The organism is Streptomyces mangrovi, from assembly GCF_900114215.1.
GTDB lineage: Bacteria > Actinomycetota > Actinomycetes > Streptomycetales > Streptomycetaceae > Streptomyces > Streptomyces barkulensis.
Genome location: NZ_FOSG01000006.1, coordinates 309,787 through 334,072, shown reverse-complemented (window position 1 = coordinate 334,072; position 24,286 = coordinate 309,787). Strand labels below are relative to the sequence as shown.

The 24,286-nt window shown below is 73.6% G+C and carries 19 protein-coding genes; 13 read left to right on the top strand and 6 right to left on the bottom strand.

Going from position 1 to position 24,286, the window contains the following annotated elements; translation table 11 throughout:
- The 3 genes from BM237_RS11610 to BM237_RS11600 all read right to left on the bottom strand — a co-directional run.
- Positions 1 to 590, bottom strand: a 590-nt coding sequence (locus BM237_RS11610; RefSeq protein ID WP_139238092.1) for an NAD(P)-binding protein, incomplete at its 3' end; no start/stop codon positions are given.
- A gap of 13 nt (positions 591 to 603) precedes the next feature.
- A complete protein-coding gene (locus tag BM237_RS11605; protein ID WP_093849482.1) occupies positions 604 to 2,523 on the bottom strand; it encodes an AMP-dependent synthetase/ligase in 1,920 nt (639 codons plus the stop codon).
- A gap of 183 nt (positions 2,524 to 2,706) precedes the next feature.
- The gene (locus BM237_RS11600; protein WP_093849481.1) at positions 2,707 to 4,023 is read right to left on the bottom strand and encodes an acetyl-CoA C-acetyltransferase; all 1,317 of its coding nucleotides are present in this window, start codon (positions 4,021 to 4,023) and stop codon (positions 2,707 to 2,709) included.
- 74 nt (positions 4,024 to 4,097) lie between these two features.
- Here BM237_RS11600 and BM237_RS11595 point away from each other — a divergent pair, with 74 nt between their 5' ends.
- Together BM237_RS11595 and BM237_RS11590 are read left to right on the top strand one after the other, a co-directional pair.
- Positions 4,098 to 5,456 carry a 3-oxoacyl-ACP reductase gene (locus BM237_RS11595; protein ID WP_093849480.1) on the top strand — a complete coding sequence of 453 codons (1,359 nt, stop codon included), beginning with the start codon at positions 4,098 to 4,100 and terminating at the stop codon, positions 5,454 to 5,456.
- A gap of 14 nt (positions 5,457 to 5,470) precedes the next feature.
- Positions 5,471 to 6,445 carry a MaoC family dehydratase gene (locus BM237_RS11590; protein WP_425443681.1) on the top strand — a complete coding sequence of 325 codons (975 nt, stop codon included), beginning with the start codon at positions 5,471 to 5,473 and terminating at the stop codon, positions 6,443 to 6,445.
- Here BM237_RS11590 and BM237_RS11585 read toward each other — a convergent pair.
- Positions 6,431 to 7,147 (bottom strand): TetR/AcrR family transcriptional regulator, encoded by a 717-nt coding sequence (locus BM237_RS11585; RefSeq protein ID WP_093849479.1) that lies wholly within the window; start codon positions 7,145 to 7,147, stop codon positions 6,431 to 6,433. The two genes, BM237_RS11590 and BM237_RS11585, sit on opposite strands and share 15 nt — an antisense overlap.
- An 80-nt stretch (positions 7,148 to 7,227) precedes the next feature.
- Here BM237_RS11585 and BM237_RS11580 point away from each other — a divergent pair, with 80 nt between their 5' ends.
- From BM237_RS11580 to BM237_RS11555, 6 genes are all read left to right on the top strand, one after another.
- Positions 7,228 to 7,698 (top strand): SCP2 sterol-binding domain-containing protein, encoded by a 471-nt coding sequence (locus tag BM237_RS11580; protein WP_093849478.1) that lies wholly within the window; start codon positions 7,228 to 7,230, stop codon positions 7,696 to 7,698.
- A 16-nt stretch (positions 7,699 to 7,714) separates the two neighbouring features.
- The gene (locus tag BM237_RS11575; RefSeq protein ID WP_093849477.1) at positions 7,715 to 8,929 is read left to right on the top strand and encodes an acyl-CoA dehydrogenase family protein; all 1,215 of its coding nucleotides are present in this window, start codon (positions 7,715 to 7,717) and stop codon (positions 8,927 to 8,929) included.
- Positions 8,930 to 9,366: 437 nt separating this feature from the next.
- On the top strand, positions 9,367 to 10,602 hold the full coding sequence (locus BM237_RS11570; protein WP_093849476.1) for an MFS transporter: 1,236 nt from the start codon (positions 9,367 to 9,369) through the stop codon (positions 10,600 to 10,602).
- Positions 10,599 to 12,491, top strand: a complete 1,893-nt coding sequence (locus BM237_RS11565; protein WP_245793553.1) for a S9 family peptidase — start codon at positions 10,599 to 10,601, stop codon at positions 12,489 to 12,491. Before BM237_RS11570 ends, BM237_RS11565 begins: the two co-directional genes overlap by 4 nt.
- 201 nt (positions 12,492 to 12,692) lie before the next feature.
- Positions 12,693 to 14,639 (top strand): RiPP maturation radical SAM C-methyltransferase, encoded by a 1,947-nt coding sequence (locus tag BM237_RS11560; RefSeq protein ID WP_093849475.1) that lies wholly within the window; start codon positions 12,693 to 12,695, stop codon positions 14,637 to 14,639.
- 115 nt (positions 14,640 to 14,754) lie between these two features.
- A complete protein-coding gene (locus BM237_RS11555) occupies positions 14,755 to 15,438 on the top strand; it encodes a DUF5825 family protein (protein WP_425443680.1) in 684 nt (227 codons plus the stop codon).
- Between the two features lie 216 nt (positions 15,439 to 15,654).
- Here BM237_RS11555 and BM237_RS11550 read toward each other — a convergent pair whose 3' ends face one another.
- Together BM237_RS11550 and BM237_RS11545 are read right to left on the bottom strand one after the other, a co-directional pair.
- A complete protein-coding gene (locus BM237_RS11550; protein WP_093849473.1) occupies positions 15,655 to 16,545 on the bottom strand; it encodes a universal stress protein in 891 nt (296 codons plus the stop codon).
- Positions 16,546 to 16,731: 186 nt separating this feature from the next.
- Positions 16,732 to 17,367, bottom strand: a complete 636-nt coding sequence (locus BM237_RS11545; protein WP_093849472.1) for a hypothetical protein — start codon at positions 17,365 to 17,367, stop codon at positions 16,732 to 16,734.
- A gap of 306 nt (positions 17,368 to 17,673) precedes the next feature.
- Between BM237_RS11545 and BM237_RS11540 the strand changes: the two genes are divergently transcribed.
- The 5 genes from BM237_RS11540 (at position 17,674) to BM237_RS11520 (ending at position 24,286) form a co-directional block, all read left to right on the top strand.
- Positions 17,674 to 18,135 carry a Crp/Fnr family transcriptional regulator gene (locus BM237_RS11540; protein ID WP_093849471.1) on the top strand — a complete coding sequence of 154 codons (462 nt, stop codon included), beginning with the start codon at positions 17,674 to 17,676 and terminating at the stop codon, positions 18,133 to 18,135.
- Positions 18,136 to 18,286: 151 nt separating this feature from the next.
- A complete protein-coding gene (locus BM237_RS11535) occupies positions 18,287 to 18,901 on the top strand; it encodes a CBS domain-containing protein (RefSeq protein WP_093849520.1) in 615 nt (204 codons plus the stop codon).
- Between the two features lie 225 nt (positions 18,902 to 19,126).
- On the top strand, positions 19,127 to 19,834 hold the full coding sequence (locus tag BM237_RS11530) for a response regulator (RefSeq protein WP_093849470.1): 708 nt from the start codon (positions 19,127 to 19,129) through the stop codon (positions 19,832 to 19,834).
- Positions 19,835 to 19,958: 124 nt separating this feature from the next.
- Positions 19,959 to 20,387: a pyridoxamine 5'-phosphate oxidase family protein gene (locus BM237_RS11525; protein ID WP_093849469.1), complete on the top strand. Its 429-nt coding sequence runs from the start codon at positions 19,959 to 19,961 to the stop codon at positions 20,385 to 20,387.
- A 191-nt stretch (positions 20,388 to 20,578) separates the two neighbouring features.
- Positions 20,579 to 24,286: a nitrate reductase subunit alpha gene (locus BM237_RS11520; RefSeq protein ID WP_093849468.1), complete on the top strand. Its 3,708-nt coding sequence runs from the start codon at positions 20,579 to 20,581 to the stop codon at positions 24,284 to 24,286.

Here is a 24,286-nt window from a genome sequence, read left to right as displayed (position 1 = left end):
GCCTTGATCTCGCCTCCCGCGTCCTCGCCGTCGCCGAAGAAGACGCCCACCGGCGCCAGGTGGAAGGTGTCGCCCACGCCCATCCTCCCGGCCGCCGCCTTCAGATGGACGTCCGAGGGCGTCACCGTGGGGTTCAGCCGTACTCCCAGCATCCGCCTGGCCTGGTCGTAGTACGGCTTCAGCTCCTCCTGCCAGTCGGTGATGTGCCCCCACTGGCGGTCGGCGAAGAACGCCGGCGGCGGCACGTAGAGGGTGTTGGCGTAGTTCAGCGAACCGCCGCCCACCCCGGCACCGGCCAGGATCATCACCTTGTCCATCAGATGGATGCGCTGGATGCCGTACAGGCCCAGCGCCGGGGCCCACAGGTAGTTCCTCAGGTCCCAGGAGTTCTTCGGCAGCGTCTCGCGGGTGAAGCGCCGCCCCGCCTCCAGCACCCCGACCCGGTAGCCCTTCTCCGTCAGCCGCAGCGCGGACACCGAACCGCCGAAACCGGAACCGACCACGATCACGTCGTAGTCGTACGCGCGCCCGGTCTCACGGCCGGGTTCGCGGTCGCGGCCGCTGTGGTGGTCGCCGTGGTGGTCGCTCATGGCGGTCCTCCTCTCACTTCCGGTAGAGGGCGTCGATCCGGTCCGCGTGGGCGGCGGCCACGGCATGTCGCTTGATCTTCATCGACGGGGTCAGCAGGCCGTTGTCCTCGGTGAACTCCCCCTCGACCAGGGCGAAGCGGCGGATCGACTCCGCCCGGGAGACCGCCTCGTTGGCGTAGTCCACGGCGCGCTGGACGTCGGCGAGGAGTTCGGGGTCCTTCTCCAGTTCGGCGAAGGGGGTGTCGAGGGGGCGCTTGCGCACCGACAGCCAGTGCTCCAGGGCGTCGGGTTCGAGGGTGATCAGTGCCGCCACATAGGACCGGTTGTCGCCGACAACCATGCACTGCCCGATCGGCGGCCGGCTGCGCAGCCGGTCCTCCAGCACGGCCGGGGAGACGTTCTTGCCGCCGGAGGTGACGATGATGTCCTTCTTGCGGCCGGTGATGCCGAGGTAGCCCTCCTCGTCCAGGAAACCGACGTCTCCGGTGGCGAACCAGCCGTCCCGCAGGGACTGGGCGGTGGCCTGCGGGTTGTTCCAGTAGGAGGCGAAGACGACACTGCCCCTGATCAGCACCTCGCCGTCGTCGGCGATGCGCACGGCGGTGCCGGGGATGGGCTGCCCGACCCTTCCCGGGCGCGGGTCCAGGGGCGGGACGAGGGTGGCGGCGGCGGTGGTCTCGGTGAGGCCGTAGCCCTCGTAGATGATGATGCCGCAGGCGGCGAAGAAGAGGTTGAGACGGCGGTCCAGGGGGGAGCCGCCGCTGATGGCGTAGTGGAGTCTGCCGCCGAGCTCCTTGCGGACGCGCCGGTAGACCAGCAGGTCGTACAGGCCCCGGGCGAGGGAGAGTTTGAGACCGGGGCCGGTCCCGGTGCCGCGGAAGGTGTCCATGAAGGCCTCGCCGTAGCGTACGGCGATACGGTCGGCCCGTTCGAAGGAGGAGCCGCGGCCGATCTTCTCCGCCGTGGCGCGTCCGGTGTCGTGGATCTTCTCGAAGAGGTAGGGCACGCCGACGAGGAAGGTGGGGCGGAACCGCTTGAGCTCGGGCCGCAGTTCGTCGGGCTTGATGCTGGGCCAGTGTCCGATCTCGATGCGCGCCTGGAGGCAGGCGATCTGGATGGTGCGGCCCAGGATGTGGGCCAGCGGCAGGAACAGCAGGGTGGAGGCCTCCTTGCCGGTGGCCGCCTCGAAGACCGGGTGCAGCAGCTGCACGGTGTTGTACGCCTCGGCCTGGAGGTTGCCGTGGGTCAGCACGCAGCCCTTGGGGCGGCCGGTGGTGCCGGAGGTGTAGCAGATGGTGGCGACGGTGTCACAGGTCAGGCCGGCACGGCGCTCGGTCACCTTCTCGTCGCCCACCTCCCTTCCCAGATCGGACAGTTGGGCGACGGCCCCGGCCTCGATCCGCCAGGTGCGCGGCGGTTCGGGGACGGAGACCGCGGCGGCCGCGGCGGTGACGGCGTTCTCCTCGGTCTCCACGACCAGGAAGCGGGCGCCGGAGTCGCGCAGGATCCACTCGATCTGATCGGCCGACGAGGTGGGGTAGACCGGTACGGTCTGCCCGCCGGCCGCCCAGATCGCGAAGTCGAACAGCTCCCACTCGTAGCGGGTGCGGGACATCAGCGCGACCCGGTCGCCGGCCCGGAGTCCGGCGGCGATCAGCCCCTTGGCGACCGCGTTCACCTCGCGGGCGAAGGCCGCGGCGGTGACCGGGGCCCACCGGCCGGCCTCCCTGCGGCGCAGCACCACCGCGTCGGGGTCCTGTTCGGCGCAGGTGAAGGGGATGTCGGCGGTGGTGCCCCGGTCGGCGGGCGGCGGGGTGCGCCAGGAGGAGCGCGCCTCGCGCACGGCGCCGTCCTCCCGGATCAGCTCCACCGTCACGCGGTCGGCGAGTTCGCTGCGCTGCTTCGCCCTTTTCAGATCCTTGCGTACGCCCATGGTCGGCTCCTGTTCGCGGCGTGGGGAGGACTGCACTGACCGATGTGTGGGGGGAGGTGTGGACCGGCTTCGGTTCGGGGAGCGGTTCCGGCCGGCACCGGGCCCGGGGGCGTCGGGCCCGGTGCCGGGCCGGGGAGAGGGGCGGGCCCGTACGGGCGGCGGTGGCTCGTACGGGCCCGGCGGTCAGCGTTCGAGGATCGCGGTCACGCCCTGCCCGCCCGCGGCGCAGATCGATATCAGGCCGCGTACGGTCGGCTCCCCTCCTTCGGAGGGCCCGCCGCGCTCGGCGGCCTTCTCGTGGAGCAGCTTGGCGAGGGTGCCCACGATCCGGCCGCCGGTGGCGGCGAAGGGGTGCCCGGCTGCGAGGGAGGAGCCGGCGACGTTGAGCCGGTCGCGGTCGACGGTGCCCAGCGGGCCGGGCAGGCCCAGGCGGCGGACGCAGAAGCCCTCGTCCTCCCAGGCGGCGAGGGTGGCCAGGACCTGGGAGGCGAACGCCTCGTGGATCTCGTACAGATCGAGGTCGCCCAGCTTCAGCCCGGCGTCCTGGAGCAGTTTCGGCACGGCGTACGCCGGCGCCATGAGCAGTCCGTCGGGGCCGTCGACGAAGTCGACGGCGGCGGCGCGGGAGTGGGTGAGGTAGGCCAGTACCGGCAGGCCGCGCCGCGCGGCCCACTCCTCGCTCGCCAGCAGCACGGTGGAGGCGCCGTCGGACAGCGGGGTGGAGTTGCCGGCGGTCATGGTGGCCCCCTCGCCCCTGCCGAACACCGGCTTCAGCCGGGCGAGTTTCTCCGGTGTGCTGTCCGGGCGCAGGTTCTGGTCGCGCTCCAGGCCCCGGAAGGGGGTGACCAGGTCGTCGAGGAGGCCGCGTTCGTAGGCGGCGGCCAGGCGCCGGTGGCTGGTGGCGGCCAGGGCGTCCTGGTCGGCTCGGGCGACGCCCCACTCGGCGGCGGTGCGGGCGGCGTGCTCGCCCATCGACAGGCCGGTGCGCGGCTCGGCGTTGCGGGGGATGTCGGGGACGGCGTGCCGGGGGCGCAGCCCGGCCAGGGCGCCCAGGCGCCGGGGCAGGGAGCGGGCCCGGCGGGCCTTGAGGAGCAGTTTCCGCAGGTCGTCGTTGAGGCCCAGCGGTGCGTCGCTGGCGGTGTCCACACCGCCGGCGACGCCGCATTCGATCTGCCCCAGGGCGATCTTGTTGGCGACGAGGATGACGGTCTCCAGGCCCGTTCCGCAGGCCTGCTGGACGTCGTACGCGGGGGTGCGGTGGTCCAGTGTGCTGCCGAGGACCACCTCCCGGGCGAGGTTGAAGTCCCGGCTGTGCTTGAGGACCGCTCCCGCGGCGAGCTCCCCCAGCACCTCGCCGCGCAGGCCGTGGCGCTCGATCAGGCCGGCCAGGGCGGCGGCGAGCATCTCCTGGTTGGAGGCGGTGGCGTAGGGCCCGTCCGCCCGGGCGAAGGGGATGCGGTTGCTGCCGACGATCGCGACGCGGCGGACGGCCGTTGCCATGGCCACCACTCCTTGTGGTAGGAAACCCCTCTACTTACTTCGGAGTAAACTTACTCATGCGTAAGGAGAAATCAATGGTGGATCGCTACCAGAAACTGACGGCCTCCGGCCCCGGGGCGCTCCTCGCCCGGCGCCTGGGTCTGCCGCGCCCGGAGATCCTGGAGCGCCACCGCCCGGGCCGCCCCGTCCTGTCCGGCCCGGTGGTCGTGGACGGCGCCGGGGGCGGCCGGCTGACCGGACCGCTGCGCGAGCTGGTGGCCGCGCTGCCGGGCGCCTTTGGCGGCTCCTCCGGTTCGCAGGACTCCCCCGCCGCGCTGGTCTTCGACGCCACCGGCATCGACGGCAGCGAGGGGCTGCGCGCCCTGCACGACTTCTTCCACCCGCGGATCCGCTCGCTGGCCCCCTGCGGCCGGGTCGTGGTCCTGGGCACCCCGCCCGAGGCGGCCGGCGGGGTGCGGCAGGCCGCCGCCCAGCGGGCGCTGGAGGGCTTCGTACGCTCGGTCGGCAAGGAGCTGCGGCGCGGGGCGACCGCGCATCTGCTGCTCGTCGCCCCCGGGGCGGAGGGCGCTTTGGAGTCCACGCTGCGCTTCGCGCTCTCGGCCCGTTCCGCCTACGTCTCCGGCCAGGTGCTCCGGATCGGGGAGCCGGTCGCGGGAAGCGCCGCGCCGGACGACTGGGAGCGCCCGCTGGAGGGGAGGACGGCCGTGGTCACCGGAGCGGCGCGCGGCATCGGCGCGGTGGTGGCCGAGACCCTGGCCCGGGACGGGGCGACGGTGGTCTGCCTGGACGTGCCCGGCCAGGGCGGGGAGCTGCGCGAACTGGCCGGACGGATCGGCGGGGACGCGCTGGAGCTGGACATCACGGCCGACGGTGCCGCCGACGCCCTGGCGGAGCACCTGAGCGACCGTCACGGCGGTGTGGACGTCGTGGTGCACAACGCGGGCATCACCCGCGACAAGACCCTGGGCCGGATGGACGCCGCGAAGTGGGACTCGGTGATCGCGGTCAACCTCACCGCGGTGGAGCGCCTGACCGAACGCCTGCTGGGGGCCCGGGGCTCCGGCGAACCGGTGCTGCGCGAGGGCGGCAGGATCGTGTGCACCTCCTCCATCAGCGGCATCGCGGGCAACGTCGGGCAGACCAACTACGCGGCGAGCAAGGCCGGTCTGATCGGGCTGGTCCAGGCCCTCGCACCGGTCGCGGCCGAACGCGGCGTCACCGTCAACGCGGTGGCCCCGGGCTTCATCGAGACGAGGATGACGGCGGCGGTGCCCCTGTTCGTGAGGGAGGCGGGCCGCCGCATGAACAGCATGAAGCAGGGCGGGCAGCCCGTCGACGTGGCCGAGGCCGTCGCCTACCTCGCCTCGCCCGGCAGCGGCGGGGTCAGCGGCCAGGTGCTGCGGGTGTGCGGCCAGTCCCTGCTGGGAGCGTGAAGGACATGGGAGACATGAAGGGCGCGGAGGGTGCGGGAAGCGCGGGAAGCGCCGGCCGCGGGGAGCCGGAGACGCTGGAGATGTCGTCCGCGCCGGGTACGGCCGGGCTGTACGTCCGCGCGGTGCTGCCCAAGTCCGGCGGCGGGCGGGGCCGTCCGGTGCCGGCGCGGCGGCTGGTGCTGCGCGATGTCGCGGCCGACCCCGGGCGGCTGCGCCGCTACGCCGGGGTCTGCGGCTTCACCGGCGCCTCCCGGCTGCCCATGACGTATCCGCACATCGTCGCCTTCCCGCTGACGATGTCGCTGATGACCCGGCGGGACTTCCCGCTGCCGCTGCTCGGGCTGGTCCACATCGCCAACCGGATCGACCGGCACAGGCCGGTCGAGGCCGGGGAGCGGCTCACCTACCGGGTCTGGGCCGGGGACCTGCGGCCGCACCCGAAGGGCACGGCCTTCGATGTGACGGCCGAGGCCGACGACGGCGCCCGTACGGTGTGGCGGTCGGTCAGCACGTATCTGCGCCGGGGGCGCGCGGCGGCCGGTCCCGCGCCGGGCGCCGGAGCCCGCTCCGGTGGGACCGCGCCCGGTGGCGCGGGCGGGCCGGGCGGGCCGGGCGGGCCGGGCGGGCCGGTGCTGGAGGAGCGCTGGGAGGTGCCCGGCTCGGCGGGGCGCGCGTACGCCGCCGTCTCCGGTGACCGCAACCCGATCCATCTGCACCCGCTCACCGCGCGGCTGTTCGGCTTCCCGCGCGCCATCGCGCACGGCATGTGGACCAAGGCCCGCTGCCTGGCGGCGCTGGAGGAGCATCTGCCCGGTGCCTGCCGGGTGGACGTCTCCTTCCGGGCCCCGGTCCCGCTGCCCTCGGCGGTGCGCTTCCACGCCTCGGGTCCGGCCGCGTCCGCCGGCGGCGTGCTGTGGGACTTCGCTCTGCGCGGGGACGGCGGCGCGGGGCGCGAGCATCTGCGCGGCGAGGTCTCACTCCTGGACTGAGTGCTCCGGGGCCGCCGGCGCCCCCGGTGTCCCGGCGGGTTCCGGGCCCGGGGCGCCGGACCCCGCCGGGGGCGTCCAGATCTCCCCGGCCAGCACATTGCGCATGCCCACCCACACCATGTTCATCAGACGCCGGGTGACCCGCTCGGGGGACTCCCCGGGGTGGCGCTCCATCCAGTCGGTGAGCGAGTCCGCCGCTCCCACCAGCGCGTGGGCCACGAAGTCGGCCTCCTCGTCGGCGACCGGGACCGGCCCGAGGGCCTCACCGATCCCGTCCCGCACCAGGCCCGCGACCTCGGCCATGACCGCGCGGCGGGCCTGGGCGACCTCGGCGGTGATGGCCTCGCTGAGCTGCGACGCCTGGCGGTGGAGGACGACCCAGCTGTCCCGGTGCTCGGCCACGAAGGCGAAGAACGCCGACAGTCCCGCCCACAGCCGCAGCTCCGGGGTGCGCACATCGCGCGCCGCGCCCTGGAAGGCCGCCACCAGCCGCTCGGCCTCGCGGCGCAGGCAGGCCAGGAACAGACCCTCCTTGGAGTCGAGGTAGAGGTAGACCATCGGCTTGGAGATGCCCGCCAGCTCGGCGATCTCGTCCACCGAGGCGGGGTGGTATCCGCGCCTGGCGAAGACCTGGACCGCCACGTCGATGATCTGCTGTTCCCGGATCCTCCGGGGAACCCGTCGCCTGCGTTCGCCGCTCACTCTTGCCAGCCTACCTACCACGTCGTAATCTTACTCACCAGTAAATTTACTCTTGAGTAAGAAGAGTGAAGGGGAACCCCATGACCAACGGCGTCAGCCGGGAACCGGCCGACCTCGCCGCCCTCGACTTCACCACCGTCTCCCCCGAGGAGTTCGCACGGATCGTCAAGGGTCTGTCCACCAAGGAGATCGCCGAGATCATGCGCGGCGAACTGCGGATGCGCGTGCTGGACGAGGTCTTCCGGCGCATGGAGCGGCAGTTCCGCCCCGAGCGGGCCGGATCACTGGACGCCGTGATCCGCTGGAAGGTCACCGGGGAGAGCGAGGTCGTCCGAGAGATCACCATCCGCGACGGCGCCTGCACGGTCCGCGAGGGCCGCGGCGAGACCGACCCGCGCGTGACGCTGACCCTGGGCGACGCCGAGTTCCTCAGGCTCGTCTCCGGCAACGCCAGCCCCGTGACGATGTTCATGACGCGCAGGCTGAAGCTGGCCGGCGACGTCGGCCTGGCCTCCGGCCTGACCCGCTACTTCGACATCCCCAAGGCATGAGGAGCGAACGCGGATCATGAGCGGTTTCTGCCTCGACCTCACCGAGGAGCAGAGCGACCTGCGCGAGTGGGTGCACGGTTTCGCCGCCGACGTCGTGCGCCCGGCCGCCTCCGAGTGGGACGAGCGGGAGGAGACCCCTTGGCCCGTCATACAGGAGGCGGCGAAGATCGGCCTGTACGGCTTCGAGTCCCTGGCCGACATGTACGGCGACCCCTCGGGCCTGTCCCTCCAGATCGCCAACGAGGAGCTGTTCTGGGGCGACGCCGGCATCGGCATGGCCCTGTTCGGCACCTCGCTGGCGGTGGCGGGCATCTTCTCCGCCGGCACCCCCGACCAGCTCGCCGAGTGGGTCCCGCAGTGCTTCGGCGACGAGGACGACCCCAAGGTGGCGGCCTTCTGCGTCTCCGAGCCCGAGGCCGGCTCCGACGTCTCGGCCATGCGCACCCGCGCCCGGTACGACGAGGCGAGGGACGAGTGGGTGATCAGCGGCCAGAAGGCCTGGATCACCAACGGCGGCATCGCGAACGTGCACGTGGTGGTGGCCTCGGTGGAGCCGGAGCTCGGCGCACGCGGCCAGGCGGCGTTCATCGTCCCGCCCGGCACATCCGGCCTGGAGTCCGGCCGCAAGATCAGGAAGCTGGGCCTGCGGGCGTCGCACACGGCCGATGTCTTCCTGGACGAGGTGCGGGTGCCGGGCCACTGCCTGCTGGGCGGCAGGGAGAGGCTGGAGGCGCGCCTGGCCCGCGCCCGCGAGGGCGGACAGGCCAAGGGGCAGGCCGCCATGGCGACCTTCGAGGTCAGCCGGCCCACCGTGGGCGCTCAGGCGCTCGGCATCGCGCGCGCCGCCTACGAGTACGCCCTGGAGTACGCGGGCGGCCGCGTCGCCTTCGGCCGCCCCATCGTCGAGAACCAGGCCGTCGCCTTCGCCCTGGCCGATCTGCGGACCGAGATCGAGGCCGTCCGTCTGCTGATCTGGCAGGCGGCCTGGATGGCCCGCAACGGCCGCGCCTTCGACGCGGCCCAGGGGTCGATGTCCAAGCTGCGCGCCGGCGAACTGGCCGTCGCCGCCACCGAGAAGGCCGTACAGGTCCTCGGCGGCGCCGGGTACAGCCGGGAGCATCCGGTGGAGCGAATGTACCGGGACGCCAAGATCTACACCATCTTCGAGGGCACCAGCGAGATCCAGCGCCTGGTGATCGCCCGCGCGGTCTCCGGCCGCCACATCCGCTGACGCGGCGCCGGCTCCCACCGCTCCCCCGCACCGTCCGTCCGCGCTCCCGGCCACCCGGGGCGCGGACCGACGCGTTCCGTTCCGCGGCCCCAACTCGCCTTTCCCACAGGCCTCTTGTGACCCGCGTCACCTCGTGATTAGACTCCCGTCCGCTGTGATTCGCACACGTTTTCTTCGCATGTCGACCATCGGATCCGACCTTCACGGACACCGCGTGGAGATCGAGTGGAAGGGCTGCGCGTGGAACGAGGACCGGCGTTACCGGAGACGAGTGCCTTACCCGCGTTGACCCGCTTGGGCGCACGGCTTTCCGCACGGTTTCCCGCGCTGCTTCCCACGCCGCGCCCCACGCCGCGCCCCCGGCCCGCCCGGTGAGGCGGACCGGGGCCGCCGGCCCGGCGGCCGGCGGGCACCGGGCTCCAGCCCCGCGCCGCGACGTGCGGCTGCTGTGGTGGGCCAACAGCGCCGACGCCCTGGGCACCCAGATCTCCGGTCTCGCCCTCCCCCTGCTCCTGCTGGGCCTGGGGTACTCCCCCGCCCTCGTCGGAGCGGTCGCGGGGGCCTCCACCGCACTGGGGCTGCTGATGGGCCCGTTCGCCGCCGTGCCCGCCGACCGGGGCGCCCGCCGCCGCGTGATGATCCTCTGCGCCGCGGTGTCCGCCGCCGCGCTGGGGTCGCTCGCCGCGGCCCTGGCACTGGGCTCCCTCCATCCGGCGCACCTGTTCGCCGCGGTCCTCGTCGAGCGCGTCGCGACCTCCTGCCAGGAGGCGGCGGCCCGCGGCGCCGTGGCCCTGATCTGCCCCGCGGACGACCACCCGAGGGTGGTCTCGCGGCTCCAGGCCGGCGAGCAGGGCGCCCTGGTGCTGGGGCCGCTGCTGGGCGGGCTGCTCTACCAGGCCGCCCGGTGGCTGCCGTTCCTGGCGGACGCCCTGTCCTACCTCGTCGCCGCGCTGTGCGTGCGCGGCATGCGCTCGGACCTCGCTCCGGCGGGGACACGGGCGCGGGACACACGCCCCTCGCGGGCCCGGTGGGCGGCCTTCGCCTCCGAGGCGGGAGCGGGCCTCGGCCTGGTCCTGCGCTCCCCCGTACTGCGCCTGGTGCTGGTGTGGACGGCCGCCGCCGGCGGGCTGCTGGTCGCGCTCCACTACACGGTCGTCTTCGCACTCCAGGGCGGCGGACGGGGCCCGGCCGCCGTGGGGCTGGTGTTCTCCGTCGCGGGCGCGGCCGGCCTCGCCGGGGCACTGGCCGCACCCGCCGTGGTCCGGCGGCTGACCGCGCCGCGGACGCTGGTGGCGGTCTCGTGGCTGGTGGTGACGCCCGCCGCCGCACTGGCGGCCGGAAGCGGCCCCTGGTCGTACGGGCTGCTGTTCGGCGCCGTCTCCCTGCTGGTCCCGGCCGCCGTGGTGGTGCTCCAGACCCGGGTGCTGCGGGTGACGCCGCCCGAGCTGCTGGCCCGCACCGGAACGGCGCTGGCCACCGCGGCGGGGATCGCCGCGGCGGTGGCGCCCCTCGCCGCCGGGGCGGCCGTGGCCCGGGTCGGAACCGCGCCGACGATCGCGGGGTGTGCGGTGCTGCTGGCCCTGCTCGCCGCGGGCACCACCCTGGCGGTGGCCCGCGGCGCCCTGTCCGCGCCCCTGCCCGGGCCGGACGCGACGGTGAAGGGGGCACTGTGAGCACGACCGGCTCCTCCGCGCCGGACGCGGGCCGCCCCGCATCCGGTTACCGCGTCTACCGGCCGGTGCTGCCGGAGGTCTGCCCCGGCGACCCGGCGCTGATGGTGCTCACCGGCGACGCCGGCGGCCGCTGCGAGGTCTTCGCCCTCGACGCCCGTACCGGCCGCACCCGGCAGGTCACCGACCGCCCGCGCGGCACCCTGCACTGCGCCATCGACGCCGACGCCGCCGTCTGGTGGTTCGACGAGGACGAGACCGGTCGCGGCCGCTGGCTCCACCAGGACTTCCACGGCGGTCCCGTACGGCCCGGCCTGGCCGGCCTGCCCGCCGGGACCCCGCGCGGGCTGGCGGTCGGCGCCGGCGGGACGGTCGCCGTCGGACTCGGCGACGAAAGCGGTCTGACGGTCCATCTCGGCCGGCGCGGCGGCCCGGGCCGGCCGGCCGTGCGAACGGAGGGGCACGCGGTCCTGTGCGGGCTCTCCCCGGACGGCCGGCTGCTGGCCGTCACCCGGTCGGCGTCCTCGGACCGGGCCGTCACCGTCCACACCGCCTCCGGCGAAACGGTGGCCGAGCTCTCCGGCCGGGGCGGCGGGCTGTGGGCGTTGGGTTTCGCACCCGCCGCACCCGGCAGCGGCGGGGACGGCGGGGCGGAGCTGCTGCTGGTGCGGCAGGACGGCGACCGCTACGAGACCGCCACCTGGCGTGCCGGGGACGGGGTGCGCCCGCACCGGTGGTGCTCCTTCGACACCGAGATCACCGCCCGCTGGTACCCCCGGGGGCGCCGGATCCTGGTACGCCAGGACCGCCGCGGCCGCAGCCTGCTGTTCACCGCCGACCTGGACCGGCAGGCCCTGACCCCCGTGCCGGTGCCCCGCGGCAGCGTTCTGGACGCCGTGCCCCGGCCGGACGGGGACGTGCACTACCTGTGGACCGACACCGCCACCCCGCCGCACGCCCGTTCCGCCTCCGGCGCCCCGCCGCCGGCCGCGGAAGCGCCCGCCGTCCGGGTGCCCGGACGGCACACCGAACTGTGGACGCCCGGGCCGGACGGGGACGTACACACCCTGCTCAGCCTCCCCGAACGTCCCGCCGTCCGTCCGCCGCTGGTGATGCTCGTCCACGGCGGCCCCGCCGACCACGACCGGGACGCCTACGACCCGACCGTGCACTCGCTGGTCGCCTCGGGCTTCGCCGTGGCCCGGGTCAACTACCGCGGCTCCACCGGCTACGGGCCCCGCTGGCGCGCGGCCTACGGTCAGGGGGTGGGCCTGACCCAGGTCGCCGACCTCGTCTCGGTCCGGGCCGACGTACTGGCGCGCGGGCTGGCCGATCCCGGTGCGGTGGGCCTGTGGGGCACCTCCTGGGGCGGTTACCTCGTCCTGCTGGCGCTGGGCACCCGGCCCGGCCTGTGGAGCGCGGGGGTGGCCGTCAAGCCGCTGGCCGACTGCGCCACCGCCCACCGCACCGGTACGCCGGCCCTGCGCGCCCTGGACGAGGCGCTGTTCGGCGGCACCCCCGATCAGGTGCCCGAGCTCTACGCGCGCAGCTCCCCCGTCCACTACGCGCACCGGGTGCGGGCGCCGCTGCTGATGGCCGCAGCCCTCCACGACGTCAAGTGCCCGCCCGAACAGGTGCGCACGTACCTGGCGGCGCTGCGCGCCTCGGGGGTGCGCCACGAGGAGATGTGGCTGGACTCCGGCCACGACGGCTACCTCGGCGGCGACCACGTCGCCGTGCTGCGCCGGGCCCTGGGCTTTCTGGACCGGGAGCTGCGCGGCGCCGGCCGGACGACCGGCCGTGATCACGACTCCCCGTCCCGGCCGGGGCGGGGGCAGGACCGGCCGCCGGCACCGGCGGCCGGGGACCGAGTGGACCACGAGAGGAGGTAGCCATGCAGAAGGACGTCATCAACAACGACCCGCTCGCGGGCGACGAAGAGAACCGCAAGCCCACCGTCGGCGTCACCGTCACCATCCCGCTCCGCACCGCGGAGGACACCGAGGAGGAGTGACTCCTCACCGCCCGGTCCGGCCCTCACCGCCGGGCCGGGCGGCCGCTTCCGGCCACATCTTCCGTTCCGAGGAGCTGCCATGCGCGTCCTTCTTGTCAACATGCCCTGGTCACCGATCGATCTGCCGTCCCTGGCGCTCGGCATCCTCAAACGCAGCGTGGACGAGCGGGTTCCCGGTGGCCGGGCCGAGGTGCTGCACGCCAACCTGGAGTTCACCGACTGGATCACCGACCGCATGGAGTTCTCCGGGGACGACTACGAGTACTACGCCCTGTCCTCCTACTTCATGGGATGCGGCGACTGGGTCTTCTCCTCCGCGCTCTACGACGACCCCGAGTGGCGGACCGAGGAGTTCACCTCCGTGATGGGCGGGAAGCTGAGCTCCTCCCGTCTGCGGCTGACACGTGAACTGCACCGGATCGCGCCGGAGTTCGTCCGGGAGACCGCCGAGCGGATCGTGGCGTACGAACCGGACGTGGTCGGCTTCACCTCCACCTTCCAGCAGAACACCGCCGCGCTGGCCGCCGCCCGGCAGGTCAAGCTGCTGGCCCCGCACATCGTGACCGTCATGGGCGGCGCCAACTGCGACGCCGAGCAGGGCGCCGCCGTCCACCGCAACTTCCCGTTCGTGGACCACGTGGTGCGCGGCGAGGGCGAGGTGGCCTTCCCCCGGCTGCTGACGGCGCTGGCCGAGGGCGCCGAGAAGACGGAGGGGGCCGATCTGTCGGACATACCGGGGCTGTGCCACCGGGGGGCGGACGGATCCGCCACCGCCAACCCGATGAGCACCTCGCCGATGCCCCCGTCCGCCATCCTGCCGCCCGACTACACCGGCTACTTCGAGCGGCTGGCCGCCTCCGTGGCCCGCAACTGGGTGGAGCCCAAGCTCGTCGTCGAGGGGGCCCGCGGCTGCTGGTGGGGCGAGAAGCACCACTGCACCTTCTGCGGGCTCAACGGCTCGTTCATGCAGTTCCGCAGCAAGAGCCCGGAGGTCTTCCACGACGAGATCATGGAGCTGGCCCGCCGGCACCGGGTGCTGGACATGTACGTCGTCGACAACATCCTCGACATGGGCTACCTCAACACGGTGCTGCCCCGCATCATCGACAGCGGGTACGACCTGCGGCTGCACATCGAGATCAAGGCGAACATGCGCCGCTCCCAGCTGCGCACCCTCGCGGACGCGGGCCTGATCTACGTCCAGCCGGGCATCGAGAGCCTCAACAGCCGTGTGCTGGGGCTGATGGACAAGGGGGTCAGCGGCTGCCAGAACGTCCGGATGCTGCGGGACGGCGCCGAGACCGGCCTGTCGGTCTCCTGGAACTACCTCCACGGCTTCCCCGGCGAGACGGCCGCCGACTACGAGGGGGTCATCGCCCAGATACCGGCGCTGGAGCACCTGAACCCGCCGGTCGACCTGTCCGCCCGCATCGCCATCGAGCGTTTCAGCCCGTACTTCACCCGCCCCGAGCTCGGCTTCTCCGGGCTGCGCGCCGAAGAGCACTACCGCTTCACCTACGACCTGCCCGAGGAGGAGCTGTACGACCTGGCCTATGTGTTCAAGGCCCCGGCGCGCGGCATCGGCGAGGAGACCGTGAAGTCGCTCAACAAGGCGCTGGCCGCCTGGAAGAAGGCCCATGCCGACAGCAGGCTCACCCACGCCGACCTGGGCGACCGGATCGTGCTGGTCAGCCGCCGGAGACTGTTCGACTGGGGCGCGCTGGAGCTGACCGATCCGCTGGAGATCGCCGCCTTCCGGCTGCTGGACCAGCCGCACGCCCCCACGGCCCTCACCCGCAAACTCACCACCCGGCTGCGCCACTCCGTGGAGGGGGACGCCGTGGAGGGGCTGCTGAAGCGCTGGCTGGAGCTCGGCCTGGTCTTCGCCGAGGGCGGCCAGTACGTCCACGTGGCCCCCGCGGCGGTCAACGAGGATCTGCTGAGGCTGGACTTCATGCGCCATCTGCACGCCGCCCCGCGGGAGGGCGGCCCCACACCGGCGGCGCGGCCGACGGCCGGTGTCTGAGGGGTCCACGAGCCGCCACCGACCACCGGCTTCCGGCTTCCGGCTTCCGGCTTCCGGCTTCCGGCTTCCGGCTTCCGGCTTCCGGCCGAGCATGCCTACGAGGGAGAGGACACGAGTGAGCACGACGATCACGGAACACCCCGGCGGCCCGGCGCCGCTGACCGTCGCCGCCTGGCGCGACTACGACCCGCGGGCGTGCGCGCTGCCCGGCATGCGCATGGAGGATGTACGCATCGAGGGCCCGGTCACGGCCGCGGTGGACCGGCTGTGGGAGTCGGGCGTCCGCCGGGTGCGGCTGCCGGGCACGGTGGACCTCGCCGCCACCGGCGATCCCGGTGCCGCGGCCCGTGCCGTCCGCGACCTGTGCCTGGTGCGCGACCTCACCGCACGCGCGGTGTTCGTCGAGTGGCGGCTGCGGCTGGCCCCGGAGCCCTCCGGCGACTGGGAGGTCCTGGGGCATCTCCAGCCCCCCGCCGAGTTGGAGGGGCCGAACGACGCGGCCGGTGCGCTGGCCCGGTGGCGCGAGGGGCATTACCTGTGCAAGTGCCTGTGGCGGCAGGGCCCGGGTTTCGTACAGATACGCGACCGCCGCTGGGGGGATCTGCGCCGCTTCACCGCCGACGGGCCCGAGTACCACGCGGCCATCACCACGCTCGCCCACGGCGCCCGCGCCGGTGACGTGCCCGCGCCGGTCCTGGCGGAGTTCCGCGAGGAGCGCCTGGTGGCCGACGTGGGGCCCCTGGTGCTGTGGCTGCCCTACCGGGTGCGGCGGTGGATCCAGGAGGCCATGGTGATCTGACGGCGCCGAGGTGCCGTCAGATCACCATGGCACCCGGTGCGGCAGGGCGGCCCGGTGGCGGAACGGGGAGTCCAGCCGTACGACCGCGCTCGTCCCACTGTGTGCGCCCGCCCGGAAGGCGTGGCGCCCACCCGGCGATGCCGGGGCCGCGACCTTTCGGTGGACGCCGAAGGGTCGCGGCCCGGTGGTGCGCACGGCCGTGGCGGCGGGTGTCCGTCAGCCGAACGGGACGACGGCGACGGGCGCCTTGGAGTGGTGCATGACCGCGTGGGCGACCGGTCCGGTGTGGAAGCCGATCGGCGAACGGCGGATGCGGCGGCCGACGACGACCAGTGAGGCGTCCTCGGAGGCCTCCGTCAGATGGCGGGCGGCCCGGCCAACCACGGCCTGCGCCTTCACCTCGACGTCCGGGTACTTCTCCCGCCAGTGGCTCAGCGCCTCGTTCAGGTTGCGGGAGCTCTCCTGGGCCAGGTCGGTGGCCAGGCGGGGGTCGACGGCGATGGGGTCGACGCCGTAGACCAGCGGCGGGTTCCAGCCGTGGATGACCCGCAGCGCGGCGCCGCGCCGGGCGGCGGCGTCGAAGCCGAACTCGATGAGCTCGTCGGCCGGCCGGTACAGCTCCAGTCCCATGACGACGTCGCGGGGCGTGGCGGGAGGCTCCGCGCCCTCCGGTTCGCCCTCCTTCGACGTCTCGGCCCGCACCAGCACCACCGGGCACTTCACACGGGCGACGGTGGCCAGGCCGACGGAGCCGACCAGGAAGCCGGCCACGGGCCCCAGGCCGCGGGTGCCGATGACCAGCACCTCGGCCTGCTCGGCGACCGCGGTCAGCACCTCGGGGGGACGGCCGGTGAGCTGGTCGGTGGTGATCTCCAGCTCCGGGTGGCGGCGGGCGAGGTCGTTCGCCGCCTCGCGCGGGATCCGCTGGGCCCAGTGCTGCCGGGTCTCGGGGTCGGCGAAGGAGTCCGGAGGGGTGAAGGGGTCGGGCTCCCGCACGTGGACGAGGCGCAGCGGCACCCCGCGCCGCGCCGCCTCCCGGGCCGCCCAGTCGGCAGCGGCCAGGCTCTCGGCGGAGCCGTCCACTCCCACGGTGACCGTACGTACCATCACAACACCTCCGTTGACAGGCGGCTCTCCGCCGCTTTCTTTTCCATGATCGGTCCGAGTACCCGCGTTCGGCAGGGGTCACTGGTCCCTTTCCCGCGGGTCTGACGTCCCGCACGGCGGGGAGACGGCCGGCCCGCGACGCCCCGGAGGCGCCGCGGGCCGGTGGTCCGCCGCGGGGCGGCGGGTTCACCGCAGCCAGGGGAAGCTGCGGACCAGGGGCAGCCGGGCCCACCACCGGCCCAGCCCCCAGGTGTCGCCCGCCGCCGCGACCGCCAAGGCGATCATGACGGCGGCGTACATCACGTGGTAGTCCACGACCGGGTTGGTCGACATGCTGGGGCTGCCGTCCGACAGGTGCTGGGCCAGGGGCCATTCCGCGGCCCACATCAGCGCCATCATCACGGTTCCGGCGGCCGCCGTGAGCCGCAGCGCGACGCCGGCGGTCAGGGCGAGGCCGATGCCCAGCAGGCCGAGCATGAACAGCCAGTCCGCCCAGGCGGCTCCGGCGATGTCGTGGAAGAACGACTCCAGGGGGCCGACGGCCACACCGCTGAGGAAGCCCTTCGTGGGCGAGCCCCCCTCGATCCAGGCCCGCTCGGCGGGGGTCGCGTAACCCAGGCCGAAGGCCTTGTCCGCGAACGCCCACAGGAAGACGAACCCGGTCGCGAAGCGGACCCCGGCCAGGACGCGGGCCGCGGTCGACGCCGCCGGCACCACGGCCGTCGCGGCCGCCGTCTCACCGGACGCGGGTGCGGTCCGGGTGGTGCGCCGCACCGGGAGGCGGAACCCCCGGTGTCCGTGCGTGTGGCCGTGGACTGCCATGTCGCTCATCCCCTTCGCGGAAAGCCGGCCCGCCGTTCGGGCACGTTCACACCGTCTCGCGGCGGCGGCCGCGGCAGCAGGGGTCCGCGGGCCCGTGCACGGGGGCCGAAAGTCCCGTCCGAGGTCCCCGTACGGCCCCTGCCCCGGCGGTGCGGGAAATCCGACGATGACGGTGAGGCGCCACTTACCGGCCACGGGAGTACAACGGGAGTAGAGACAGCGGCGGCGGACCGCCATGACGCCCGTACCGGGAGCGGACGCCCGCGCGTACACCGCCCACTCGGCTCAGCACCAGGGAGGCCCGCCATGATCGTCACCGCCAACAACCTGCTCGGGGCACTGCCCCCGGAGAACCGCGAACGGCTGCTGGAACTCGCCCGCGAGGTCTCCTTCCCCGCCGGCGCCCGTATCTCCGAGGAGGGCCACCGGGCCGACCGGTTCTGGGTGATCCGCACCGGCTCGGTCACCCTCGACATGCGGGTGCCCGGCCGCCGCCCCGCGGCGGTGGAGACCCTCTCCCACGGCGACCTGCTGGGCTGGTCCTGGCTCTTCCCGCCCTACACCTGGCAGTTGGGCGCCGAGGCGCTCAGCCCGGTGCGGGCCCTGGAGTTCGACGCCGCCCGGGTGCGTCAGCTGTGCGAGGCCGACCCGGTGCTGGGGCGCGCGGTGGCCCTGCGGATGGCCGAGATCATCTCGCACCGGCTGCAGGCGGCCCGCACCCGGCTGCTGGACCTGTATGGGCCCTACGGCAGCGGCCCCATGCCGTGACGCGCGCCCGGCGCGGCACGGCGGACGATTCTTCGAGGAGGGCCCCATGAACAACACGGGCAACATGGACAACGCAGGCAGCATGGACGGTGCGGGCAGCACGGACGGCGCGGACGGCACCTCGCACGCCCCGCACACCGTGGGCGACGTGATGAGCCAGACCGTCGTCTCCATCGGGCGGGACGCCCCGTTCAAGCAGATCGTGGTGACCATGGAGCAGTGGAAAGTCAGCGCTCTGCCGGTGCTGGAGGGCGAGGGCCGCGTCGTCGGCGTCGTCTCCGAGGCGGATCTGCTGCCCAAGGAGGAGTTCCGGGACGGCGACCCCAGCCGCATGGAGCAGTTGCGGCGCCCGGAGGAACTGGCCCGGGTGGGAGCGGTGACCGCGGGCGAGCTGATGACGTCGCCGGCGGTGTGCGTCCACGCCCGCGCCACACTTGCCGAGGCGGCGCGGATCATGGCGCGCCGGCGCGTCAAGCGCCTGCCCGTGACCGATGCCGACGGCCTACTGGTCGGCGTCGTCAGCCGCGGAGACCTGCTGAAGGTCTTCCTGCGGCCGGACGAGGACATCGCCCGGCAGGTGCGCCGGGAGGTCGTCGAACCCCTCTTCCCCGGCGGTGACCGGAGCGTGGGGGTGCGGGTGGCGGACGGCGTGGTGACCTTCACCGGCGAGATCCGCAACACCGCCCTGGTCCCGGTGGCCGCCCGGATGGCGCGGTCGGTGGAGGGGGTGGTGGACGTCGGGTTCGATCTGGGGCGGTCCGCGTGACGTGAGCCGCCGGCGACCACCGGCGATCCCCGCGACCGCCGGTTGCCCTCGGAGACCACCTGCGACCGCCGGCGACACGGCCGGCGTGCCGGGGCGGGCGGTCGCGGGCTCCCGCCGCGCGTGCGGGCGGCGGGGCCGTGGGGCCCTGGCGCCGGACGGGCGGGTCGGGGCAGGATCATGGGGCGGGGGGCGTGGCGCCCCCGACCGACAGCATGAAGGATCCGTATGACTCAGGCCCAGCAGTTCTCACCACAGGACCCGATCCGGGTGTTCCTCCTCGACGACCACGAGGTGGTGCGGCGCGGCGTGCACGACATGCTGGACGCCGAGCCCGACATCGAGGTGGTCGGCGAGGCCGGCACGGCCGAGCAGGCCCTCGCGCGCGGTCCGGCCCTGCGTCCGCACGTGGCCGTGCTGGACGTGCGCCTGCCAGACGGCAACGGCATCGCCGTCTGCCGCGAGCTGCGCTCGCGGATGCCGGAGCTGGCCTGTCTGATGCTGACCTCGTTCGACGACGACGACGCCCTGCTGGATGCGATCATGGCCGGTGCCTCCGGCTACGTCCTCAAGCAGATCAAGGGTTCGGACCTGATCGCCGCCGTGCGCACCGTCGCCTCCGGGCAGTCCATGCTGGACCCGGCGACCACGGCGCGGCTGATGAACAGCCTGCGGGTGCAGGACACCGAGGAGCCCGTCGAGGAGCCGCAGGACGCCGCGCTGGCCTCGCTGACGCCCCGCGAGCGCGACATCCTGGCCCTGATCGGCGAGGGGATGACCAACCGGCAGATCGGCCGGCAGCTGTACCTGTCGGAGAAGACGGTCAAGAACAACATCTCCCGGCTGCTGGCCAAGCTGGGGGTGGAGCGGCGGGTCCAGGCCGCCGTCATCGCCACCCAGACCGCCCCGCACCCCCCGGGGCAGCAGACGCGCTGAGCGGGATCCGCGCGAGCGGCGGACCGGGGCGGGGCCGCGGACCGGGGCGGGCCCCGCCCGTTTTCGCCCCGGATGGGGCCGACCGGCCCTATCCCCGCCCGTGCGGCGCGCGCACCATGGAGGCATGCACCGAAACGACGGCTTCCGCGAACTCGACCGGCGGGAGTGCCTGGACCTGCTGACGCAGGTCCCTCTGGGACGCATCGTCTACACCGAGAACGCGCTGCCCGCCGTCCTCCCGGTCAACTTCTTCCTGGACCACGACCAGGCCGTGGTCCTGCGCACCTCGGGCGCGTCCCGGATGGCCCGCGCGGTGGACGCCAGCGTGGTCGCCTTCGAGGTGGACCGGTTCGACGAGACGACGCGCTCCGGCTGGAGCGTGGTCGTCACCGGGCGTGCCTCGCTGGTGACCGATCCCGGCGAGGCCGAGCGGCTGGGCCGGTCCGGGCCGCTGTCCTGGGCCCCGGTCGAGGACGGGGTCCATGTACGGATCGAGCCCGAGCTGGTGACCGGCCGGCTGCTGGAGGACGTCTCGCCCGCCGGGACCGTCTGAGCCCTCCGCCCGCGCGGGTGCCCCGGTCTCTCCGGCCGGGGCGCCCGCGCTCTTCGTTCCCCTGCGTCGACCGGCCCCGGGACCAAGGGCCGAACGGCCCTGTTCCGCCGTCCGGCCAGGGCCTTCCGGCCGGGCGGCGGGGGCTCTCCGGCCCCGGCCCGGCGGGCGGGGGGCCGCATAGCGTTCCGGCCATGGTGAACGACGAGAAGGCGGGGGTCCGGACGGTCCGCGGTGAACGCGACTGGCCGCTGGCCGCGCGCCGGCTGCTCAGCCGCCGCGAGGTGTCGGCCGACGGCCGCGCGGTCTACGGCACGGGCGACGAGAAATGGGAGGGCTTCTACCGGGACCGGTGGTCCCACGACAAGGTGGTGCGCTCCACCCACGGAGTGAACTGCACCGGGTCCTGTTCGTGGATGGTCTACGTCAAGGACGGCATCATCACCTGGGAGCACCAGGCGACCGACTACCCCTCGATCGGTTCGGACTGCCCCGAGTACGAGCCCCGCGGCTGCCCGCGCGGCGCCTCGTTCTCCTGGTACACCTACTCCCCCAGCCGGGTGCGCTACCCGTATGTGCGGGGGGTGCTGCTGAAGATGTGGCGGGAGGCCCGCGGCCGGCTGGGCGACCCGGTGGCGGCCTGGGCGGAGATCACCGGCGACCCGGAAAGGGCCCGCGCCTACAAGCGGGCGCGCGGCAAGGGCGGCTTCGTCCGCGCCGACTGGGACGAGGTGGCCGAGCTGGTCGCCGCCTCCCAGGTGCACACCGTCAAGGAGTACGGCCCCGACCGGGTGGCGGGCTTCTCCCCGATCCCGGCGATGTCGATGGCGTCGTTCGCCGCCGGTGCCCGGTTCCACTCCCTGATCGGCGGCACCCTGCTGTCGTTCTACGACTGGTACGCCGACCTGCCGGTCGCCTCGCCGCAGGTCTTCGGCGACCAGACGGACGTGCCGGAGGCGGCCGACTGGTGGAACGCCGGCTATCTGATCATGTGGGGGTCCAACATCCCCGTCACGCGCACGCCGGACGCGCACTTCCTGACCGAGACCCGCTACAACGGCACCAAGGTGGTGGCCGTCAGTCCCGACTACGCCGACAACGTCAAGCACGCCGACGAGTGGCTGGCCCCGCACCCGGGCACCGACGGGGCTCTGGCGATGGCGATGGGACATGTGATCCTGCGCGAGTTCCTGGTGGACCGCGAGGTGCCCTACTTCCGGGACTATCTGCGCACGTTCACCGACGCCCCGTTCCTGGTCACCCTGCGCGAGCGGGCGGACACATTCGTTCCGGACGGGTTCCTGACCGCGGCCGACCTCGGCGGGGCCGAGGCGGAGGCGGAGAACGCCGGCTCCAAGACCGTGCTGCTGGACAGCCGCACCGGTGAACCCGTCGTACCGAACGGCTCGCTCGGCTTCCGCTGGGCCGAGGCCGGGAAGGGGCACTGGAACCTGGACCTGGGTGAGGTGGTGCCCGAGCTGAGCCTGCTGGAGGGGGCCGGGGAGACGGCCGCGGTCGCGCTGCCCCGGTTCGACGAGGGGGCGACCGAGGGCGGCACCGGCATGGTCCGCGGCGTCCCCGTGCGCCGGATCGGCGGGAAGCTCGTCACCACCGTCTTCGACCTGATGCTCGCCCAGTACGGGGTGGAGCGTCCCGGCCTGCCGGGCGACTGGCCGGCCGGTTACGAGGACGCGGACCGGCCGTACACCCCTGCCTGGCAGGAGACGATCACCTCCGTCCCGGCGGCGCAGGCGGCCCGGATCGCCCGCGAGTTCGCCCGTAACGCCGAGCGCACCGGCGGCCGCTCCATGATCGCCCTCGGCGCGGGCACCAACCACTGGTTCCACTCCGACACCATCTACCGCGCCTTCCTGGCGCTGACGACCATCACCGGCTGCCAGGGCGTCAACGGCGGCGGCTGGGCCCACTACGTCGGCCAGGAGAAGGTCCGCCCGGTCACCGGGCTGCAGCACCTGGCCTTCGCGTTCGACTGGCAGCGGCCGACCCGGCACATGGCCGGCACCTCGTACTGGTACCTGAACTCCGACCAGTGGCGCTACGAGGCGTTCGGGCCCGACGAGCTGGCCTCTCCGCTGGGCGAGGGACGGTTCAAGGGGAAGGCGTTCGCGGACTGCCTGGCACAGGCGGTCCGGCTGGGCTGGACGCCGGGGCACCCCGCCTTCAACCGCAACCCGCTCGATCTGGCGGACGAGGCGAAGGCCGCGGGCCGGCCCGTCCCCGAGCACATCGTGGAGGAGCTGAGGTCCGGGCGGCTGCGGTTCGCCGCCGAGGACCCGGACGACCCGGCCAACTTCCCCCGCGTACTGACGGTGTGGCGGGCCAACCTGCTGGGCTCCTCCGGCAAGGGCAACGAGTACTTCCTGCGCCATCTGCTGGGCACGGACGCGGCCGTGCGCTCGGAGCAGACGCCGCCCGAGGGGCGCCCGCGGGAGGTGGTCTGGCGCGAGGAGGCGCCCGAGGGCAAGCTCGACCTGCTGGTCACCATGGACTTCCGGATGACCTCCACCGGCCTGCTCTCCGACGTCGTGCTGCCGGCCGCCACCTGGTACGAGAAGGACGACCTGTCCAGCACGGACATGCACCCCTTCGTCCACGCCTTCACCCCGGCCATCGCCCCGCCCTGGCAGGCCCGTACCGACTACGACACCTTCCTCACCCTCGCCGACCGGTTCAGCGAGCTGGCGGCCGGGCACCTGGGAACCCGCACCGACGTCCTGGCCGTGCCCCTGCTGCACGACACCCCCGACGAACTCGCCCAGCCCGGCGGGGTGGTGCGCGACTGGAAGGCCGGCGAGTGCGAGCCGGTGCCCGGCCGGACCATGCCCAAGCTGGTGACCGTCGAGCGGGACTACGCGGCGGTCGCGCAGAAGATGCGCGCCGTCGGGCCGCTGCTGGACACCCTGGGCACTACCACCAAGGGCGTCACCGTCCACCCGGACCAGGAGATCGGCGAACTGCGCCGCCGCTGCGGCACCGTCCGCGACGGGGCGGCCGCCGGCCGGCCCTCCCTGGCCACCGCCTCCGACATGTGCGAGGCGATCCTGGCCCTGTCCGGCACCACCAACGGGCGTCTGGCCACCGAGGGCTTCCGCGAGCTGGAGCGGCAGACCGGCAGCGAGGGCCTGGTGGAGCTGTCCGCCGAGCGCGAGGCCGAGCGGATCACCTTCGCCGACACCCGCGCACAGCCGCGCTCCGTCATCACCTCGTACGAGTGGTCCGGATCGGAGACGGGCGGCCGCCGCTACTCGCCCTTCGTCATCAACACCGAGCACCTCAAGCCCTGGCACACCCTCACCGGCCGCCAGCACTTCTTCGTCCAGCACGACTGGATGGCCGAACTCGGCGAGCAGCTGCCCGTCTACCGGCCCCCGCTGAACACGCCCCGGCACTACGGCGACGAGCACCTGCGCGAGGACGGCCGGGCCGAGGTCACGGTCCGCTACCTCACCCCGCACTCGAAGTGGTCCATCCACTCCAACTACCAGGACAACAAGTACATGCTCGACCTCTCCCGGGGCGGTCCCACGATCTGGATGAGCCGGGAGGACGCAGAGAGGATCGGCGTGAAGGACAACGAGTGGATCGAGGCGTACAACCGCAACGGCGTCGTCGCCGCACGGGCGGTGGTGACCCACCGCATGCCCGAGGGCACGGTGTACATGTACCACGCCCAGGACCGCAACGTGAACGTGCCGAAGACCGAGGTCAGCGGCAGGCGCGGCGGCATCCACAACTCGCTGACCAGGCTGCTGCTCAAGCCGACCCATCTCGCGGGCGGTTACGCGCAGTTCACCTACGCCTTCAACTACTACGGACCGACCGGCAACCAGCGCGACGAGGTCACCGTCATCCGCCGCCGCGACCAGCGAGTGGAGTACTGA

Excerpts from the sequence above, each read along its gene's own strand:
- BM237_RS11580 (WP_093849478.1), top strand. The coding sequence starts at position 7,228 with ATGACCAACGGCGTCAGCCGGGAACCGGCCGACCTCGCCGCCCTCGAC.
- BM237_RS11545 (WP_093849472.1), bottom strand. The coding sequence starts at position 17,367 with ATGGCAGTCCACGGCCACACGCACGGACACCGGGGGTTCCGCCTCCCG.
- BM237_RS11530 (WP_093849470.1), top strand. The coding sequence starts at position 19,127 with ATGACTCAGGCCCAGCAGTTCTCACCACAGGACCCGATCCGGGTGTTC.
- BM237_RS11550 (WP_093849473.1), bottom strand. The coding sequence starts at position 16,545 with ATGGTACGTACGGTCACCGTGGGAGTGGACGGCTCCGCCGAGAGCCTG.
- BM237_RS11575 (WP_093849477.1), top strand. The coding sequence starts at position 7,715 with ATGAGCGGTTTCTGCCTCGACCTCACCGAGGAGCAGAGCGACCTGCGC.
- BM237_RS11535 (WP_093849520.1), top strand. The coding sequence starts at position 18,287 with ATGAGCCAGACCGTCGTCTCCATCGGGCGGGACGCCCCGTTCAAGCAG.
- BM237_RS11525 (WP_093849469.1), top strand. The coding sequence starts at position 19,959 with ATGCACCGAAACGACGGCTTCCGCGAACTCGACCGGCGGGAGTGCCTG.
- BM237_RS11605 (WP_093849482.1), bottom strand. The coding sequence starts at position 2,523 with ATGGGCGTACGCAAGGATCTGAAAAGGGCGAAGCAGCGCAGCGAACTC.
- BM237_RS11595 (WP_093849480.1), top strand. The coding sequence starts at position 4,098 with ATGGTGGATCGCTACCAGAAACTGACGGCCTCCGGCCCCGGGGCGCTC.
- BM237_RS11520 (WP_093849468.1), top strand. The coding sequence starts at position 20,579 with ATGGTGAACGACGAGAAGGCGGGGGTCCGGACGGTCCGCGGTGAACGC.
- BM237_RS11600 (WP_093849481.1), bottom strand. The coding sequence starts at position 4,023 with ATGGCAACGGCCGTCCGCCGCGTCGCGATCGTCGGCAGCAACCGCATC.
- BM237_RS11590 (WP_425443681.1), top strand. The coding sequence starts at position 5,471 with ATGAAGGGCGCGGAGGGTGCGGGAAGCGCGGGAAGCGCCGGCCGCGGG.
- BM237_RS11560 (WP_093849475.1), top strand. The coding sequence starts at position 12,693 with ATGCGCGTCCTTCTTGTCAACATGCCCTGGTCACCGATCGATCTGCCG.
- BM237_RS11540 (WP_093849471.1), top strand. The coding sequence starts at position 17,674 with ATGATCGTCACCGCCAACAACCTGCTCGGGGCACTGCCCCCGGAGAAC.